This is a genomic window from Pantoea sp. AS142 (assembly GCF_037152305.1).
Lineage (GTDB): Bacteria > Pseudomonadota > Gammaproteobacteria > Enterobacterales > Enterobacteriaceae > Pantoea.
Map to the genome: position 1 here is coordinate 176873 of NZ_JBBCMO010000008.1, position 17712 is coordinate 194584.

General features: G+C 57.4%; 17 protein-coding genes. 2 read left to right on the plus strand and 15 right to left on the minus strand.

From position 1 onward, the window contains the following. Positions 1-123: 123 nt before the first annotated feature. Positions 124-540 (plus strand): small heat shock chaperone IbpA, encoded by a 417-nt coding sequence (gene ibpA, locus WFO64_RS15605; RefSeq protein WP_337012998.1) that lies wholly within the window; start codon positions 124-126, stop codon positions 538-540. 378 nt (positions 541-918) lie between these two features. On the opposite strand, the gene WFO64_RS15610 is transcribed toward ibpA, so the two are convergent. The 6 genes from WFO64_RS15610 to WFO64_RS15635 are packed head-to-tail and all read right to left on the minus strand — an operon-like array spanning position 919 to position 6646. Further along, positions 919-1830, minus strand: a complete 912-nt coding sequence (locus WFO64_RS15610) for an EamA family transporter (protein ID WP_337012999.1) — start codon at positions 1828-1830, stop codon at positions 919-921. Positions 1831-1851: 21 nt separating this feature from the next. After that, positions 1852-2352 (minus strand): YbaK/EbsC family protein, encoded by a 501-nt coding sequence (locus WFO64_RS15615; RefSeq protein WP_337013000.1) that lies wholly within the window; start codon positions 2350-2352, stop codon positions 1852-1854. A gap of 29 nt (positions 2353-2381) precedes the next feature. Beyond that, positions 2382-3182: a 2OG-Fe(II)-dependent halogenase WelO5 family protein gene (locus WFO64_RS15620; RefSeq protein ID WP_337013001.1), complete on the minus strand. Its 801-nt coding sequence runs from the start codon at positions 3180-3182 to the stop codon at positions 2382-2384. Between the two features lie 5 nt (positions 3183-3187). Next, positions 3188-3895 carry a class II glutamine amidotransferase gene (locus WFO64_RS15625; RefSeq protein ID WP_337013002.1) on the minus strand — a complete coding sequence of 236 codons (708 nt, stop codon included), beginning with the start codon at positions 3893-3895 and terminating at the stop codon, positions 3188-3190. Further along, positions 3883-5157: an ATP-grasp domain-containing protein gene (locus WFO64_RS15630; RefSeq protein ID WP_337013003.1), complete on the minus strand. Its 1275-nt coding sequence runs from the start codon at positions 5155-5157 to the stop codon at positions 3883-3885. Before WFO64_RS15630 ends, WFO64_RS15625 begins: the two co-directional genes overlap by 13 nt. A 22-nt stretch (positions 5158-5179) precedes the next feature. Continuing rightward, the gene (locus WFO64_RS15635) at positions 5180-6646 is read right to left on the minus strand and encodes a hypothetical protein (protein WP_337013004.1); all 1467 of its coding nucleotides are present in this window, start codon (positions 6644-6646) and stop codon (positions 5180-5182) included. 168 nt (positions 6647-6814) lie between these two features. On the opposite strand from WFO64_RS15635, the gene WFO64_RS15640 reads away from it, so the two are divergent. Beyond that, positions 6815-8266, plus strand: coding sequence for an aminotransferase-like domain-containing protein (locus tag WFO64_RS15640; protein ID WP_337013005.1), 1452 nt, complete (start codon positions 6815-6817; stop codon positions 8264-8266). Here WFO64_RS15640 and WFO64_RS15645 read toward each other — a convergent pair. The 9 genes from WFO64_RS15645 to WFO64_RS15685 all read right to left on the minus strand — a co-directional run bounded on the left by WFO64_RS15645 (position 8263) and on the right by WFO64_RS15685 (position 17509). After that, positions 8263-9513 (minus strand): valine--pyruvate transaminase, encoded by a 1251-nt coding sequence (locus WFO64_RS15645; protein ID WP_337013006.1) that lies wholly within the window; start codon positions 9511-9513, stop codon positions 8263-8265. The genes WFO64_RS15640 and WFO64_RS15645 overlap by 4 nt on opposite strands. Positions 9514-9594: 81 nt before the next feature. Further along, positions 9595-10569, minus strand: a complete 975-nt coding sequence (gene ghrB, locus WFO64_RS15650) for a glyoxylate/hydroxypyruvate reductase GhrB (RefSeq protein WP_337013007.1) — start codon at positions 10567-10569, stop codon at positions 9595-9597. Positions 10570-10782: 213 nt separating this feature from the next. Further along, on the minus strand, positions 10783-12063 hold the full coding sequence (locus tag WFO64_RS15655; protein ID WP_337013008.1) for an MFS transporter: 1281 nt from the start codon (positions 12061-12063) through the stop codon (positions 10783-10785). Positions 12064-12095: 32 nt separating this feature from the next. Next, the gene (locus WFO64_RS15660) at positions 12096-13061 is read right to left on the minus strand and encodes a sugar kinase (RefSeq protein WP_337013009.1); all 966 of its coding nucleotides are present in this window, start codon (positions 13059-13061) and stop codon (positions 12096-12098) included. Between the two features lie 9 nt (positions 13062-13070). Beyond that, the gene (locus WFO64_RS15665) at positions 13071-13820 is read right to left on the minus strand and encodes a sugar phosphate isomerase/epimerase family protein (protein ID WP_337013010.1); all 750 of its coding nucleotides are present in this window, start codon (positions 13818-13820) and stop codon (positions 13071-13073) included. A 139-nt stretch (positions 13821-13959) separates the two neighbouring features. Next, complete coding sequence (locus WFO64_RS15670; RefSeq protein WP_337013011.1) at positions 13960-14985, minus strand: LacI family DNA-binding transcriptional regulator; 1026 nt, start codon at positions 14983-14985, stop codon at positions 13960-13962. Between the two features lie 65 nt (positions 14986-15050). Then, entirely contained in the window at positions 15051-16034 is a 984-nt protein-coding gene (locus tag WFO64_RS15675) for a LacI family DNA-binding transcriptional regulator (RefSeq protein ID WP_337013012.1), read from the minus strand. 135 nt (positions 16035-16169) lie between these two features. Next, positions 16170-16832, minus strand: coding sequence for an OmpA family lipoprotein (locus tag WFO64_RS15680; protein ID WP_337013013.1), 663 nt, complete (start codon positions 16830-16832; stop codon positions 16170-16172). 110 nt (positions 16833-16942) lie between these two features. Then, complete coding sequence (locus WFO64_RS15685; protein ID WP_337013014.1) at positions 16943-17509, minus strand: DNA-3-methyladenine glycosylase I; 567 nt, start codon at positions 17507-17509, stop codon at positions 16943-16945. Between the last annotated feature and the right edge of the window lie 203 nt (positions 17510-17712).

Sequence of the window (17712 nt, forward strand, 5' to 3'; positions counted from 1 at the left end):
TGTGACACCCATTTTTAGTTTACGGACGCACTCACCGTTGCCGCAAGGGACAGTGAGGTGCCGTATCCAGCCTGTCCAATAGTGGAAGGTTGCCAAAACTTGCTGAATTCCAGGAGTCTTAATATGCGTAACTTTGATCTCACCCCACTTTATCGCTCTGCCATCGGTTTTGATCGCCTGTTTAACCTGCTCGAATCTAATCAGAATCAGAGCAATGGTGGCTATCCTCCCTATAACGTTGAACTGGTCGATGAAAATCACTATCGCATTACGATTGCAGTGGCCGGTTTTTCTCAGAGCGAGCTGGATATCACGGCGCACGATAACGTGCTGATCGTGCGGGGTTCCCATCCTGAAGAGCAACCTGAGCGTAAATACCTGTATCAGGGTATCGCCGAGCGTAACTTCGAGCGTAAATTCCAGCTCGCCGACCACATTGTGGTACGCGATGCTCGTCTTGAGAATGGTCTGCTGAGCATCGATCTTGAACGACTGGTGCCGGAAGAGGCGAAACCACGCCGTATTGAGATTCTGAAGTAATATTGAGGTTCTGAAACAGTCATTAAAAACGCCGCTAATGCGGCGTTTTTCGTTTTTGAGATCAGTGGAGATTCATAAGGCAAAAAATGTTGCTCCGGTCCGCTGTGTCAGACGGCTGATAAGTTCAAAGCGATGGGAGCATACGCCTGTAGCAAAGCATCGCGGACCAGGGACAAAAACGCCGGGAGCGTTTTTGAACAACGCAACGCGTTGGCCCGGCTACGGGCGCACCTCAGGGATGAGGTGCGTAATCGCCCGCGCTGAGCATTGCCTTAGAGGGCGTCTTTTGCGTCTTTGCGAAAGGCGTATGCTCCCTGAGCCAGTCACCTGACCTCAAGGCGATATTTTTTGCCCTTATATCTGACCGCAGGCTTGTCCTTACGGCTGCGTTCGCATCGCTAAGCGCTGACCCAGCACGCCACCAAACACATTGACCAGCAGTCCCAGTATAATCACCACCGCACCCAGCATCTGCTGCCCGGAGAGATGCTCATCCAGCACCAGCGCGGCGGTAATAATCCCCACCACCGGCACCAGCAGCGACAGCGGCGCGACGCGCCAGGTTTCGTAGCGGCTCAGCAGATTCCCCCAGATGGCGTAACCCACAATGGTGGCGACAAACGCCAGATAGAACAGCGCCAGCACGGTCTGCAGGCCGATATGCAGCAGGCTGTTAACGATGGCGGCCTGACCATCAAACAGCAGCGAACAGGCAAAGAAAGGAATGATCGGCACCAGCGCACTCCAGACCACCAGCGACATGATCGGCACGCTACGGTTCCGCATAATGATCTTATTGGTGATATTACCCAACCCCCATGACAGCGCCGCCGACAGCGTCAGCATCATGGTGGTCAGCGTGATACCGGCGCTGGTCTGCCCTTCCATGCCTGCTGTTGCCAGCAAAAACATCCCCAGCGTAGCGATGATAATCCCGACAATATGATTCCAGCGCAGCTTCTCTGCCAGCAGCAGCGCGCCCAGCAACAGGGTAAAGAATGCCTGCGCCTGCAGCACCAGTGAGGCCAGACCGGCTGGCATGCCAAGCTTGATCGCCAGGAACAGAAACGCAAACTGACCAAAACTGATGGTCATTCCGTAAACCACCAGCCAGCGTAGCGGTATCGGCGGGCGACGCACAAAGAAAATGGCGGGAAAGGCGACCAGGCTGAAACGCAGCCCGGCGAGCAAAAAAGGTGGCATGCCCTGCAGCCCCAGCTTGATCACCACAAAATTCACGCCCCACGCCACTACCACGCACAGCGCTAACAGCATATCTTTTACCGACATCAGAAACTCCTTGTCGTGCCGTCAGGCGGTGATCGCAATCGGGGTCGCGATATCAGCACAACACGCTTCCCCCACGATGCGAAAATAATCATCAACAGCCAGTGCGATCGACTTCTCCAACTCGCCCGCGTTAAACCATAACGTATCAACCTGTTGCAGCCGGGTATCCACCCGCAGCGCCAGCCGGTCATCAAAACTAAACGGCGGCACTGCGCCCATCACACAGCCAGTCAGCGCCTGTGCCAGCTCCGGTGCCGCGAAAGAGGATTTTTTTCCACCCATGGCGCGTGCCGCGCTTTTGAAATTGATCCGGCAGTCGCCCGGTACAATCGCCAGCAGCTGATGAGACGGTGCACCGTCCGGCATACTCACCTCCAGCACCATCGCTTTGGCCGCCTGACCCAGCGCGTTGCCGCGTATCTGGCTGATCTGTTCGGTCTGCCCTACCGCCTCATGCTCCACCACACGGTAGCGGGCCTGATGCTGATCCAGCAGCGCTGTAATTTTGTCAAACGTCTTCATTCCCTTCTCCTGTTCTGGCGCAACCCGGCTTAGCTCCAGGCGATAGCGTGTTTCATCTTTTTATCGGTCAGCCCGAAAAAGAAACCCATAGTGATACGGGTATCCCCTTCGACACGATCAATCTCATGATAAAAAGCGGGATTAAACAGATAGATATCACCACTGCGCGGTGAAAATTCGCAGATCTCGCTGTTTTCAATCACCCCACTGCGATAACCCAGCTCACCGGGGGTTTTGAACTGTTCATCCTCCGGCGACCACTTTTTGTTGTAGATGCGCAGCGCCCCGCCCGCGTTGCACTCCTGCAGGCAGACCACGCAGCTGAGCTGATGGAGGATTTGCGTCACCACCAGCGAGGTCTTTGCGGCGTCGCGCACGATATTGTCGTTATGCAGCGGGTTAGCAACGCCATCGGCATGAAAGCGCACGATAGAACCGGCATAGTCACCACAATCCGGTTCCTGGGCGATGCGCAGGCTTTCCAGCCGCAGCGCGTGCTGAACCCAGCGATAAATCTTTTCACGCAGCGTATTCAGCGAGGGCGGCAACGCCGGCTGGATATCGCGCAGCTCGGTAAAGTAGTTATCGGGTGCCGCGGTGTGGCGCGCCAGATAAGGGCCAAGCGTGGTCAGCGCGCCATTGGGATAATGGGAGACACGGATCTTTTCCCGGCAGCTCTGCAGGTCGGCCACCACCGATTCCCGCACATCTGGTGTCAGAAAATTACGCAGCACCAGTAGCGGCACCCGTGCGGTGACGATGTCATCCAGCCAGGTCGGTTCCACAAACATGTTGGGATTAATCACGCGGAACTGATTGAAAATAGCCATATTTATCACTCCCTAAACGATATTTCATAGAGTTCATGATTGTTCATTCGCCGCCAGTTGCCGGCGTTACCTGGTATTGTCACGGGTTCAGAGGCGATCAGCGTGTACCCCTCCTGTTGCCGAAAATGCATCGTAAAATAGTCGGGCCAGGGCGTGTCGTGCGGATACCACTGCCACGCCCAGGCTTTGTCACGGGTGACGAAAATGGCATTGCCTGCGCTGCCACCTGGCTCAACCTGCGCCATCTTTGCGCGCAGATAGTCGCGGGTGAAATCGGCGGGCGTGGTCTGATCGACCAGATAGCGGAGATATTCTTCAGAATCAAAGTGCGATTCCGCCAGGCCGAGCTGGCGGTAAATCGTCGGCAGAAAACCGTTATGCATCATGTACCACTGATGTCCGGCACTGTTGCGCCGCAGCGGATGAGAAAACGCCAGACCCTGATTTTTACTCAGCGTGGCGTGGCGCACATGCACCGCCAGAAACCGGCTGCGCAGGCGATCCACATCAATACCCGGCAGGGCGTCAGCAAAGGCACCGGTGCCTTGCAGGGTGCGGATCTCGCCCTCTTCAAGCCACAGACAGCCCCAGCCGTTGGGATGCGATTTGATCGGGCCATCGTGTTCGGCGCCTTCACCGCAGCTCATAGCGCGTGCCGCCTCAAGAATCTGTGCGCTGTCAAACTGGCCATGCGCCAGAATCATCCTGCACATACTTTGTCTCTCCCGGCTGCCACTGACTGCGCGGCAATCACCTGCTGAAAGGTGGTGATAATTGGCTCATGCGTCTTGGCCGTCAGGCTGAAGGTGGCCAGGATGCCCGCGTGACGGGTCAGATCGGCATAGAGCGATGAGCGTGGCGAAACCTGTAGCGCCGGCAATCTGAGTGGCGGCAACAACGCACCCTGCTGATGTTGATCGATCCAGCGTTCGGCAGCCTGTAGCTGCGCCGGTTGACGTAACCGCAACTGGCCGACCGCACCGGGGGGGGTAAAGGTAAAGGCAGGCAATGTGCCGCCCGCTTCCAGCCGGAAGGTGACTTCCGCCCAGTTGATGCCCGTCGCCTCCTGCACCAGCGTCGCCACCCCCATACCGGAGAGCCGGAACCCCATCTCCAGAAAATGCGGCACGCCGTTGACCACAATGAAATCGATATGAAACGCGCCCTGACGATAGCCAAAGGTTTCACAACAGAAGGTCATCAGGCTGCTGAACGAAGCAGGCAGGGCCGCTGCCGCCATCGCCACATGCCCCGACTCATAAAAGCTGACGCAGCCCTCACCATCCCGATGCTGTTCAATCACCTTCTGGCAGCAGGTCAGCGCCAGGGGTTCTCCCTGATGCACTACGCCCTGCAGTGAAAACTCCTCGCCAATTAACGCGCTTTCGACAATAAAGCCGCTGAAGCTGCGTCCGCCGTAGTTCATGGTCTGCACCAGTTGCTTTACCACGCTGCGCAGCTGATCGGCGCGCTCAATCAGCCAGATGCCCAGCCCGCCGCCACCATCCACCGGTTTCACTACACAGGGATAGATCAGCGCCTGTTCAGCATCCAGAATGCTGAGCGGCGAGGCGAAAAAGCGAAACTCCGGCTGCGGGAAACGCGGCCAGGCTTTTTGCAGCGCCATGCGCTGCGCATATTTATCCAGCGGAATAAAGGCGGCGGGCGCGTCCGGCCCGGCCAGCATCTCACGCAGCCGACCTGCACTGGCGTTGTAGGCTTCAAAGCCCGCCAGCACCACCAGCGGATGCGCCAGTAAACCGGCGTGAAGATAAGCTTGCATCACCTCCCACGGATTTTCAGGGCGGTCGAGGCGAATGATAAGATCAAACGGCAAAACCAGGCTTAACGACTGGTAATCGACAAAATCCCCCATCTCAGCCAGCACGGTAAAATAGCCGTCGCGCTTCGCCACCGCGCAGTAAGGATTTTGTCCGTCGCGGGTGGCGCCAATTTGCAGGAAAATCTTTTTCATCGCCTCGCCTCACCTTACCGGGTTAACGCCCGGAAATGATTTCTGTCACGATGTCATTGAGCACACCGTTATTGACCTGAATCGCCGCTTTGTGGGGATCAAAACGCAATACGCGCGACAGCGGATCAGCGCGTTTTCCCTCCAGCAGCGAACTGACCGGCTGGCTCTGCCAGCAGTGCTGCATCTGCGTGAGGTTCATGCCGGAGAGCTGCGTTAACTGCTGTGCCAGCGCGAGGTCCTCACTGCGTTGCTCAAGCAGGTCGCGGATGGCCGCCTCATCCAGCGTAATCTGTTGCTGCGACAGCCAGTGGCCGAGCCGCTCTCCCTGCGCCAGGAACGGTGAGTAAATCATGCAGATCAGTTGATCTTCGCTGAGGTCAAACGCCTGGATGGCGAAGTTTGCCGCGCGCTGCCGCTGCCGCTGAATGGCGGCGTCATCCTGATAGCGTGCCGCCATCTCATCGATTAATTGCGGCGGGAAATCTTTCTTCACCATCAACCCCAGCGCAAAGCGCACATATTCGCGGATCCCCTCGGCATAGTTTCGCTGCAGCAACGTTTCTGCCCGCAGTCCGCGCAGGTGCGCCATCAGCGTTGGATTACCGCAGTCGGACTCGGAAAAACTGAACATCAGTTCATCAAAACGGAAACGCATAAATTCGCTGAGCAGCGCCCAGTGCGCGCCCGCTTCATAGGCGGTGTCCTGATAGATATTGAAAAACAGCGGATCGCGCGCCAGCTGGTGGGTGATGCGGTGCGCGGGCGTCAGCTGATCGGCACCGTAAACATCACTGAAGTAGCGCTCGGCCACCCCATCCAGCGTCTGTAGAAATCCGCTGAAGCCCCGATTTCTCTCCGCCACTGGCGCTTCAAACAGCCGTGAAAGATGGCGCGCCCAGGCAACATAGGCGGCCTGCTCCTGCGGCGAGTCGCCAGTGATAATCAGATCCACACCGCCGTTATAGTCAGCTGCAAGGCCAAAAGAGTTCACCATGCTGAGATTACAGGCGTTGCAGAAGGTCGAGCGCGCATCGGCGCGAAACCGGTGACCATTCATCAGCACATCATTGCGGTTCTGCTGCCGCACGCTGTCCGGCATCGGCAGGTCGCGGGCAAACGGCCGAATCAGCAGGCCATCCACCACCAGACATTCCGCCCGTTCATCGTCGTGCATCGCCAGCGACTGATAAACGCGGTGAATATTCTCCATCACGCTCTCATTCATTGCCGCGTGGCGATTGGTGCTGACCCGCAGATGAAAAGTGCTGCCCTGCTGCTGCCAGATCAGTCCCTGAATGTAACGCACGTAAGCCACCATGTAGCTGCTGTCTTTTCCACCGCCATAGGCGAGCAGCACACGGTTGTTCTCCAGCCGCAGCTTATCCGGCAACGCGGCAAGCAGGCGGCCGGAGCAGCGTTGAGCCGACTCAATGATGGCGGGCGACAGATACGCTTCAATCTCCTTTATCATGGCGGGCAGATTATTCATTTTTCACGTTTCCCTCTGGTGAACAGAATCACTTTATGGCCTGAAGCTGGTCGGCGGGCGGGATCGCCGTGCCGGTTAGCGTCATGAATAATTAAGAGATGCAGCCTAAAGTACTTTGAATGTACTCTGTTGAATATGCACAGATCAGCGCGATATGGGGTGGAACAGATGGCCGATGTTATCGGGGAACAGGAGAGTCAGAGCAGTCGTTACCGTCAGATAGCAGAACAGATCAAGCAGGCCATTCATGCCGGTTCGCTGTCACCCGACAGCCGTCTGCCGTCGGTGCGGACGCTGGCGACGCAGTACAATGTCAGCCTCACCACCGCCCTGAAAACGCTGCGTACGCTGGAAGATGAGCGTTACGCCGTCGCCCGTCCAAAATCGGGTTTTTTTGTTGCCCCGCAGCGCCCCTCTTCGCGTCAGCTGCCCGCCGTCAGCGAACAGCCACGCGCCATCGCGCCGCTTGATGAGCAGACAGAATTGCATCTGGCGATGCTCGGCTCAGACTGCCGGGTGCGTCTCGATCTGGCCAACGGCGACAGCGCACTCTATCCGGTCAAGCGCATCGGCCTGCTGATGCGTCAGATGGGCTACAGCAAACCGGCCCTGCTCGGGAATACCGTCAAGGGCACCGGCTATGCGCCGCTGAAAACAGAGATTGCTCGCCGCGCGGTCGATTACGGCTGCAATATCAGCGCCGACGATATTCTGATCACCAATGGCTGCATTGAGGCGATCTCGCTGTCGCTGCGCGCCACCACCCAACCGGGTGACGTGGTAGCGGTGGAGTCACCCTGCTATTTCGTGTTGCTGCAGATGCTACACAACCTCAATTTACGGGTGATTGAAGTGGACGCCGGGCCGGAAGGGTATGTAAATGTGGCGAAGCTCACCGGGCTGTTTCAGCGCAAGGCGGTGCGGGTTTTCCTCACCCTGTGCAACGTCAATAACCCACTGGGAAAGAGCATTCCCAACGAGCAGAAAGCCTATATTGCGCGGCAGGCGGATGAAAATGATGTGGTAATCATTGAAGATGATATTTTTGGCGATACTGCGTTTGGTGAGCGTCGCCCCTTCCCGATGCGCGCCTTCAGCCCCAACGCCATTCTCTGCAGTGGCTTCTCTAAAACCGTGGCACCCGGCATTCGTATTGGCTGGGTTCACAGCGTCAACTACATGCGCAAAATCGCCTCACTGAAATATACCTCCACCATGGGCACCTCGGTGCTGTCTCAGGCGGCGGTGGCGGAACTGCTGCGCAGCGGCGGCTATGATGCTCACCTGCGCAAACTGCGGCGCGAGCTGGCGCGGCAAATCCGTGAAATGCGTCACTCGGTGCTGCGGGAATTTCCGGCGGGCACCCGGGTGTCCGATCCGGAAGGCGGTTATGTGCTGTGGGTCGAGATGCCACGACAAGCGCTGAACGTGCGCGAGCTGTTTCTGAAAGCGCGCAACGCGGGCATCGGGATTGCGCCGGGCCACATTTTTGCCACCGATCAGCGCTACGATCACTGTTTCCGGCTGAATGCCGGTTTCGGCTGGAATGCGGAGGTGGAACAGGCGATTCAACAGCTGGCGCAGTGGTGCCAGCTATCATTAACCGATCCGCAGGATTAGCTGTCGCGCCAGGCGTTCTCAACTTCTTCCGCCAGAATCTGCACCGCCCGCTCGATGTTCTCCGCATCCGGCACGTAATTCATCCGCATACATTGATGGGTGTGCGGCCACGCCTGTTCCAGCCCTGGAAAGAAGAAGTGGCCCGGCACCATCAGGACACCGCGCGCTTTAAGCCGCTGATAGAGCATTTCGGTGGTGATCGGCAAATCGCGGAACCAGAGCCAGAGGAAAATCGCCCCTTCCGGCTTGTGGATCAGGCAGCGTTCTTCCGGCAGATAGCGCCGCAGAATCGCAATGGTCTGCTGCACCTTCTGCTGATAGAACGGCTTAATCACCTCTTCGGAGAGCCGCAACAGATCGCCGCGACGGATCATCTCATTGGCAATGGCCGGACCGATGCTGCCTGGCGCCAGACTAATGATGCCGTTCATGTTGCTCAGCGCGGTGATCGTCTTCTCGTCAGCAATAATAATGCCGCAGCGTGCACCGGGCAGGCCGAGCTTCGACAAACTCATGCAGAGAATAATGTTGGGATTCCACAGCGCGCGTACCTCACTGAAGATAATGCCGGGGAACGGCACGCCATAGGCGTTGTCGATCAGCAGCGGCACCTCATGCTGCTGTGCCAGCGCATCAAGCTGCATCAACTCATCATCAGTGATCACGTTACCGGTGGGGTTAGTCGGGCGCGATACGCAGATCAGGCCGACCTCTTCGTTCATCGGCAGATGCTCGAAATCGACATGATATTTAAACTGACCTTCCGGCAGTAGCTCAATGTTCGGCTTCGCCGACACAAACAGCCCCTCTTCCAGACCGGCATCCGCATAGCCAAGATACTCAGGCGCCAGCGGGAACAGCACCCGCTTTTTGCTGCCATCGGCCCGGCGACCGGCGAACAGGTTAAACAGATAGAAGAAGGCACTCTGGCTGCCGTTGGTTAGCGCGATGTTCTGTGCGGTGATCGGCCAGCCAAGCTGGTCGCTCAGCAGTCCGGCCAGTGACTCCAGCAACGTCGCCTTACCGCGCGGACCGTCGTAATTGCACAGCGCCTCGCTGAGTTTGCCCTCCTCATGCATCTGCTGCAGCAGTTGCTGAAAGTAATCGTTCATGGCCGGAATTTGCGCTGGATTGCCGCCGCCCAGCATGATGGTGCCGGGCGTGCGCAGGCCCGCGCCCATATCTTCCATCAGACGTGAGATGCCGGAATGTTGGGTAAATTTGTCGCCGAACTGAGAAAAGGACATAGCGGTTAAATATTTGTGATAGCGAATCGGGTGTCCACCATAACGCCCGCCATCGGCGGGCGCAATGGAAAGGCGTGGAGATTACCTGAGCGCCTGCGGGTTAACGCAGTTTTTATCGACGCTTCCGCCGAGCGCGGCAATGAGATTCTCTACCGCATCCTGCATCATGCCGTAGCGGGTTTCATGCGTTGCGGAACCGATGTGCGGCAGCGTTACCACATTAGGCAGCGACAGCAACGGAGAGTCGGCAGAAACCGGCTCCTGCTCAAACACATCCAGTCCGGCAGCATGCAGTTTGCCCGCCTGCAACGCGGCGATCAGCGCCTGCTCATCCACCACCGGGCCACGACCGGCGTTGATCAGCACCGCATCCGCCTTCATCAGTTCAAGCTCGGCGGCACCGATCAGATGGTGTGTCTCGCTGGTCAGCGGCAGACTGATGCAAACGAAATCACTCTGCTTCAGTAGCGCTTCCCGTTCACAACGCTGCGCGCCAAAGCGCGACTGCGCCTCTTCATGCTCACGGCGAGCGTTGTAGAGGATTTTCATGCCGAAGCCGAAGTGGGCGCGCTGCGCCAGCGCCATCCCAATGCGTCCCATACCGAGAATACCCAGCGTTTTATGATGAACGTCGATGCCGAACTGCGCCGGACCGATGCTCTTCTGCCAGTTACCCGCTTTGACCCAGGCATCCAGTTCCGGTACCCGGCGCGCCGTGCTCAGCACCAGCGCCATCATGGTGTCCGCCACAGTTTCGGTCAGCACGGTCGGGGTGTGCATCAGCACCACGTGACGCTGATTCAGTGCATCAACATCAAAATTGTCATAGCCCACAGAGACGCTGGAGCAGACGCGCAAATTGGGCATCTTCGCCAGCAGCTCGCCATTCACTTTACCGCCCGACCCCAGCAAACCTTCTGCCTGCTGGAACGCCGCAGCATGCTGCTGCTGGCTTTCCGGCGAGAGATCGCTGATTTCCGTCACGTCACACTGTTCAGCCAGGCGCGCATAGAGATCGTCAGGCAGTTTTTTATAAAGAATTACAGCGGGTTTCATTCGGTGGCTCCCGGTCAATAAGTAGCGGACGGCTTGCAGGCCGCCCGGAGAAACAGAGGCTAACGTTTAGGCTTTCAGCGTACTGACATAGCTAATGTGATGGGCGCTGACACCAGCAGCAAGGCATTGCAGGCCAGGCGTGGTATTTTACGTCTTTGCGGACGGGTCAGGCCCTGAGCCATGCCTGATCAACAACCGCTAACGCTTACGCTTTCAGGCCGGTTTCGCCCCCTGCAGCGGCGGCGCGTTGTTCTGCGCCGGTTTCACAATCAGCGTCAGCCATACGGAAACCAGCAGGGCCGATCCCATAAAAATGTAGGACGCGGACGGGCTGCCGGTGGCGCCATTAAGATAGCCGACAATCCATGAACCGATAAACGACCCCAGCGCACCCATACTGTTGATCAGCGCCATCGCGCCACCGGCAACATTACGCGGCAGCATCTCAGGAATAATGGCGAAGAACGGCCCGTAAGGCGCATACATCGCAGCACCGGCAATCACTAACAGAGTGTAGGACATCCAGAAGTTGTTCGATCCCATCAGATAAGAACCCAGGAACGCCAGTGCGCCCACCAGCAGCAGCGGCCAGACAAACAGCTTACGGTTCTGGGTTTTGTCCGACGCCCAGGAGACCACCACCATCGCAATGGTCGCCGCCAGATAAGGCACTGCTGAGAGCCAGCCCGCTTCGACCATGCCCATCTGCGAACCGTTGCGCAGAATCGACGGCAGCCACAGCACAAAGCCATAAACGCCGATGCTCCAGGCAAAATATTGCAGGCAAAGGATGATCACGTTGCGGTTACGGAACGCTTCGCTGTAGTTGCGCACCGCTTTGATGTTTTCCTGCTCTTTTTGCAGTTCAGCCTGCAACGCCGCTTTCTCGGCATCGCTCATCCAGCGCGCCTGCGCCGGTTTATCCTGCACCAGGAACCACCAGGCAATCGCCCAGACCACCGCAGGAATCCCTTCGAAGATAAACATCTCACGCCAGCCAAAAGATTCGATCAGATAGCCCGACACCACCGACATCCATAGCACCGTGACCGGATTACCCAGGATCAGGAAGGTGTTGGCGCGCGAACGCTCCGATTTGGTAAACCAGTTGCTGATGTAGATCAGCATCGCAGGCATTACAGCGGCTTCCACCACACCCAGAACAAAGCGAATCGCTGCCAGCATCGGAATGTTGCTGACCACGCCGGTCAGCGAGGCGCAGCCGCCCCACAGGATAAGGCACCCGAAGATCAGTTTTTTAACGCTGCGGCGTTCGGCATAAATCGCGCCAGGGATCTGGAAAAAGAAGTAGCCCAGGAAGAACAGCGCCCCCAGCAGCGAGGACATCCCTTTCGTGATGCCGAGATCGTCATTAATCCCGGCAGCAGAAGCGAAGCTAAAATTTGCACGATCGAGATACGCCAGGCTGTAGCTGATAAACACGATGGGCATAATGAACCACCAGCGTTTTGGCGCGATTGTCTGCTTTTTCATCGGGAACTCCTGTGACTGTAGAGGGGCGAAAACTACACGTCGCCCAGTTGCTGACGCGTCGGCAGACCTTCGCTGTCACCCATGACCTGAATCGCCATCGAACCAATTTTGTTGCCGCGACGAATCGCCTGCAGCAGCGACTGACCTTCCAGTAAAGCGCTGATGACGCCCACGGCAAAGCCGTCACCGGCACCCACAGTATCCACTACATTGTCGACTTTGATCGCCGCAACCTGGCCCTGTTCGCCCTGCGCCGTTTTGTACCAGGCACCGTCACAACCGGTTTTAATCACCACGGCTTTCACACCCTTATCGAGATAGAAATCCGCAATCGCCTCCGGCTGACGATAGCCGGTAAGAATCCATCCCTCTTTTTCACCCGGCAGCACCCAATCGGCATACCCCGCCAGCAGATTGAGCTGTTTACACATCTCCTGTTCGCTGCGCCACAGCACCGGCCGCAGGTTAGGGTCAAAGGAGAGAGTTTTACCGCGCGCGCGCATCTCTTTGGCGGAGTGCTTCAGCAGCTCCAGCGAACGCTCTGACAGCGCCGCCGCCACACCGCTCAGATGCAGATGACGTGCCGAGCCAAAATAGTCCGCGTCAAAATCGTCAACTGACAGATGGCTGGCAGCCGAGCCTTTACGGAAATATTCTACCCGTGGATCAGAGCCGTCATCGACTTTGGACTTGAGCTGAAAACCGGTTGGGTAACGCTTATCAACCGTCACCCGGGCGTGGTCGATACCCTCTTTTTCCAGCTGCTGGCAGATAAACCGGCCAAAAGCGTCATTCCCGATACGGCTGACCCAACCTACTTTCAGGCCAAGACGGGCCAGGCCGGTCGCCACATTAAGTTCCGCGCCCGCCGCGCGTTTAACAAAGGTCTCTGCTGCGGCCAGGTCGCCGGTTTCACGGGCAATGAACATCGCCATCGCTTCACCGAGGGTGACAACATCAAGCGGGCCGTTGTGATGCATAGTGTGATGCGTCGTCATCTTCACTCCTTACACGTTACGCAGCAGCGACACATAGTGGCGCGTCACCGCCGTCAGATCGTCGCCTTCCAGCGGAAATTCGATACCGCGCGGCGCGTGAGCGGGCAGCTGTTGCAGCAGCGTGCGCCAGTGGTCGTCAGCCTCATCCAGCGCAATCGCCCGGAAGCTGTCCTGATGCGCCACGGCGGCTTTGACATGTACATAGCTCACCTGCGCCGCCAGCTGCTGTGCGGCCTGATTCGCATCCTCACCGCTCCAGCACCAGTTACCCATGTCAAAGGTCATGCTGATCGGCAGATCGGCTTTGCGAACCGTCGTGAAAAACGCCACTGAGGGTGCCAGTCGGCCATGTTCAGTTTGATCGTTTTCCACCGTCAGCTGAAACGGCAGATCCGCCAGCAGCGTCTGCAACGTTTCGCGATGAAGCGCACCGGTGAAGTTTCCCAGCGCCACTTTCAGCCGCTGTGCGTTTAACTGCCGTGCTTCTTCAACGTAGTGGGTTATGCGGGGATTGATTTCGCCGCCGTCACAAAACAGCGTATCGGGCACCGAATAGCTGCTGTGCAGCTGATGCTGCGCCACCGCCTGGGACAGGGCGGGCAGATCGGTCAGCGCCGCGTCATCAAGCAGTTCGCGGCGGATTTCAACCCCGTCTGCGCCCGCCTGCTGAATAATCGGCAGCAACGCACTCTGACCGCCGAGCGCGACAATCTGCGCGTGGCCATATGCGGCAGTCACCACGATGATGTCAGGTTTCATGTTGTGCTCCATGGCAGGACTTTGCCCTTAACGAAGACAAAAACCCTAAATGGAACCGGTTCCAAAGCAAAGCAGCAAACGGTGAAATTATGATCGTGCTCACGAAGCGAGCACGTAAATGGAAGGTTAAATCTGAAATTCAGGCAAGAGGCTGGCTGGAGCCGCGAACAATCAGTTCGCCAGAGAAAACCTGCTCGGCAACCGGCAATTCGCTGCCCTCAATGCGCGCAATCAGCCGTTCCAGCGCACGGTAGCCAATCTGCCAGGTGGGCTGTTTCAGCGTGGTGATACCGACCCCCGCCAGCGCCGCCCACTCCAGTTCGTCAAAACCGAGCAGGCCGATATCGCGGCCCCAGTGCAGGTTAAGTCGTTGCAGCGATCGCGCCACCTGCAGCGTCAGCGCCCCGTTAGCGACCATTACCGCGCAGCGTTTGCCGGTGTGACGCTGATGGAATGCCAGCAGCGTCTGATCCAGCACAGCGGACTGATGCAGCGCCGCTTCGGTATTCTCATGCTCAACCTGCGGATGCGCCAGCAGCAGCTGGCGGAAAGCCTGCAAACGCTCTCGGCGTGTATTGACGCTGCCCAGCGGCTCACTGAGAAACAGCAGCGCATCATAGCCATTGTCGACCAGATGGCGCGTTGCTGTTTCGGCCGCTTCGGCGTTGTTCAGGCCCACCACATCACAGGGGAAATCGGCAATTTTGCGGTCAATAAGCACCATCGGCAGCAGGGATTGTTGCAGATGGTTCAGCACCTCTTCACGCATCCCGACCGCGTTAACCACGATCCCTTCTACCTGATAGCTGCTCAGCAGTTGCAGATAGTGCTGCTCCAGATCCACTTCATTGTTGGTGTTACACATTAGCAGCGTGAAGCCCTGCTCGCGGCAGGCGGCTTCGATACCGCTCATCATATCGACGGAATAAGGATTCGTGATATCGGCGATTATCAGCCCGATCAGGCGGGTACGCCCGCGCTTCAGACCGCGCGCCATCTGGCTTGGGCGATAGCTGAGATCGGCAATGGCCTGTTCAATCCGCGCTTTTAAATCGGCAGAAAGCAGATGCAGTTCACCATTGAGATAGCGTGAAACGCTGGTTTTACCGGTTCGTGCGGCGTGAGCAACATCGCTGATGGTGGCGCGAGGCGGCCTGATTTTCATGAGATATCCTGCGAAAGAAGAAACCTGGCAGAGACTAGCACAAGCAAAGCCTGGCGCAAAAAGCGCTAGGCCGGTAACTGCAGCCAGGGTTGCCACAGGGTCTGTAACGTTTCTGGCGGCGCACCATTGATCAGCTGCATAACCATTTCAGCCACCTGTTCTCCAGCCTGATGCGGGGTCGCCTGACGAATGGCGACAATGGGATGATCGAGAATCGCATCACGCGGCAATCCTTCCCAGCCCGCCAGCAGAATGGCACCCTCGCCCGCTGCCCGTCCGGCCTGATGCAGCGCCACGGCAGCGCCTTCAGCCAGCGCTGCGCAGTCGGTAATAATCACTTCCGGCACCGGTCCCTCTGCCAGCCACTGCCGGGTTTGCTGATAGCCGGCACGGCGTGACGGTGCCACAGCCGCCATCGCATAGGGCGCAACATTCCCCAGCGCCGTCAGATAACCCTGACGCCGATCACGCACTCGCGTACTGTTTTCATTGCTGCCGAGCCAGGCTATCCGCCGCCGACCCTGTGCCAGCGACCAGCCCACCGCCAGTTGTGAACCGGCAAGGTGATCAACGTCAAACCAGGCGTAGGTGGGTGGCAAATCGCTGCGGCCCAGTGCCAGAAAGCGAAAATCGGTCTGAAGCAGAGCGAGAAGGCGACTGTCTTCTGGCGTGGTGTGGCCGACAATCAGAGCATCAACGGCCCCACTGCGCAGCAGGCGTGTCAGGGTGGACTGACGCTGCTGCTGCTTATCCGTTAGCAACAACAGGTTAATTTCATAACGGGCAAGATGATGATCCAGCGCCAATAGCATATCGCTAAAGTCGCTGCCACTCAGGGGTGATGCACTGATCGGGTAGACAAATCCCACCGCGTTAGCACGACCGGTTTTCAGGCGCCGGGCTGCTGCATTGGGCCGGTAGCCACGGCGCTGCGCTTCCTCTTCGATGCGTTTACGCGTCTCCTGCGCGACATCCTGATAACCATTGAGGGCGCGGCTGACAGTCGTAACGGAGAGACCTAAAACCGCAGCGATGGCTTTGAGAGACATGGGGACGCGTCCGCTGATTAATTTTTAATCAGCCTACCATAAAGTCTCTGCTGGCTCTATCCGCAGAACCATTATTGGTGCTTTCAGCGTGACACTTTACAGAAAAGGTGCGCCCCCGGGTGGGGGCGACCGTGATTATCCCAGCGGGCTGAGCGTGATCTCAACACGACGGTTTTGCGCTTTGCCTGCTTCGGTACTGTTGCTGGCAACCGGGTTATCCGGGCCTGCACCCTGCGTGCGCAGGCGATCGCTGGCCACACCCTGCACGATCAACGCGCTGGCGACACTTTCAGCACGCTGCTGTGACAGACGCATGTTCAGTGCGCGGCTGCCGGTGCTGTCGGTGTAACCCACTACGTTTACCGCTGTTTTCGGATACTCTTTCAGCACCATTGAAACACCCGTCAGGGTGTTCGCGCCGGCAGGTTTCAGATTGCTGCTGCTGGAATCGAAGGTCACATTGTTTGGCATATTCAGGACGATGCTATCGCCATTACGGGTCACGCTGACGCCGGTACCGCGCATCTTGTCGCGCAGTTTCGCTTCCTGCACATCCATGTAGTAACCCACGCCACCGCCCAGCGCAGCGCCGCCTGCGGCACCAATTAACGCACCTTTGCCGCGATCTTTCTTCGACGAAGAGAGCACGCCGACACCGGCACCCACTAATGCGCCCAGGCCCGCGCCCACGCCTGACTTACCCGCCTGAGATTCGCCGGTGTAAGGATTGGTGGTGCAGCCTGGCAGGGCCAGACTGCCGCTTAATAACAAGGTGATGGCGATTAATTTCTTCTGCATTTTTGTTCCCTTACATTCGACACACACGGGAAAACCTTTCCCATAAGTGGCACGATTATGCCGCCTGGTGACCGGGAATGTAGTGCAGAAAAATCCTGATTTAGCGGGGATCACGCCTTTTGATTGTCAGGATGACAAAAACAGTTGCTCTGATGATCATTTATCAGCCCGCAGGCCTGCATAAAGGAGTAGCAAATTGTGGGGCCGATGAATTTGAAACCACGCTGCTTTAACGCCTTCGAGAGCGCAACGGCCTGCTCTGATGTGGTGGGTGCCTGGCTGTAGTCGGGGTAATGGTGAACAATTTGCACGTTATCGACAAATTGCCAGACGAAGTGGCTGAAATCCTCGCCTTTAGCTTCCATTTCAAGATAAGCGCAGGCATTGGCGATAATGGCAGCGATTTTACCGGCGTGGCGGATAATACCGCTGTTAAGCATCAGCGCGTCTCTATCGCTGGCATCCATCTGCGCGATGGCCTGCGGATCAAACTGATGAAACGCCGTTCGATAGTTTTCTCGCTTTTTCAGCACGGTGATCCAGGATAACCCCGCCTGCTGTCCTTCCAGACAGAGCATCTCAAACAGCGCACGCGTGTCTCTCTGCGCCACGCCCCATTCCCCGTCGTGATAAGCCAGATAGAGCGGATCCTGCGTTACCCAACCACATCGTTGCATCGCTTTGTTCCTTTATAACAAGAATATTTTAGCGGTCCGCTTGATCTTAGAATTAATCGGTTGATAGTTAAACGATCACCGGTTAAATAACAGAGACAGCGCGAATTTTAATTTAGACGCCGGATAATAACTTCAGCCTTGCCTGGAGAAGCGATGTTGCCGAGAAGCGGTTGGAAAGGTCTGCGGACTTGCTGTGCTGTATG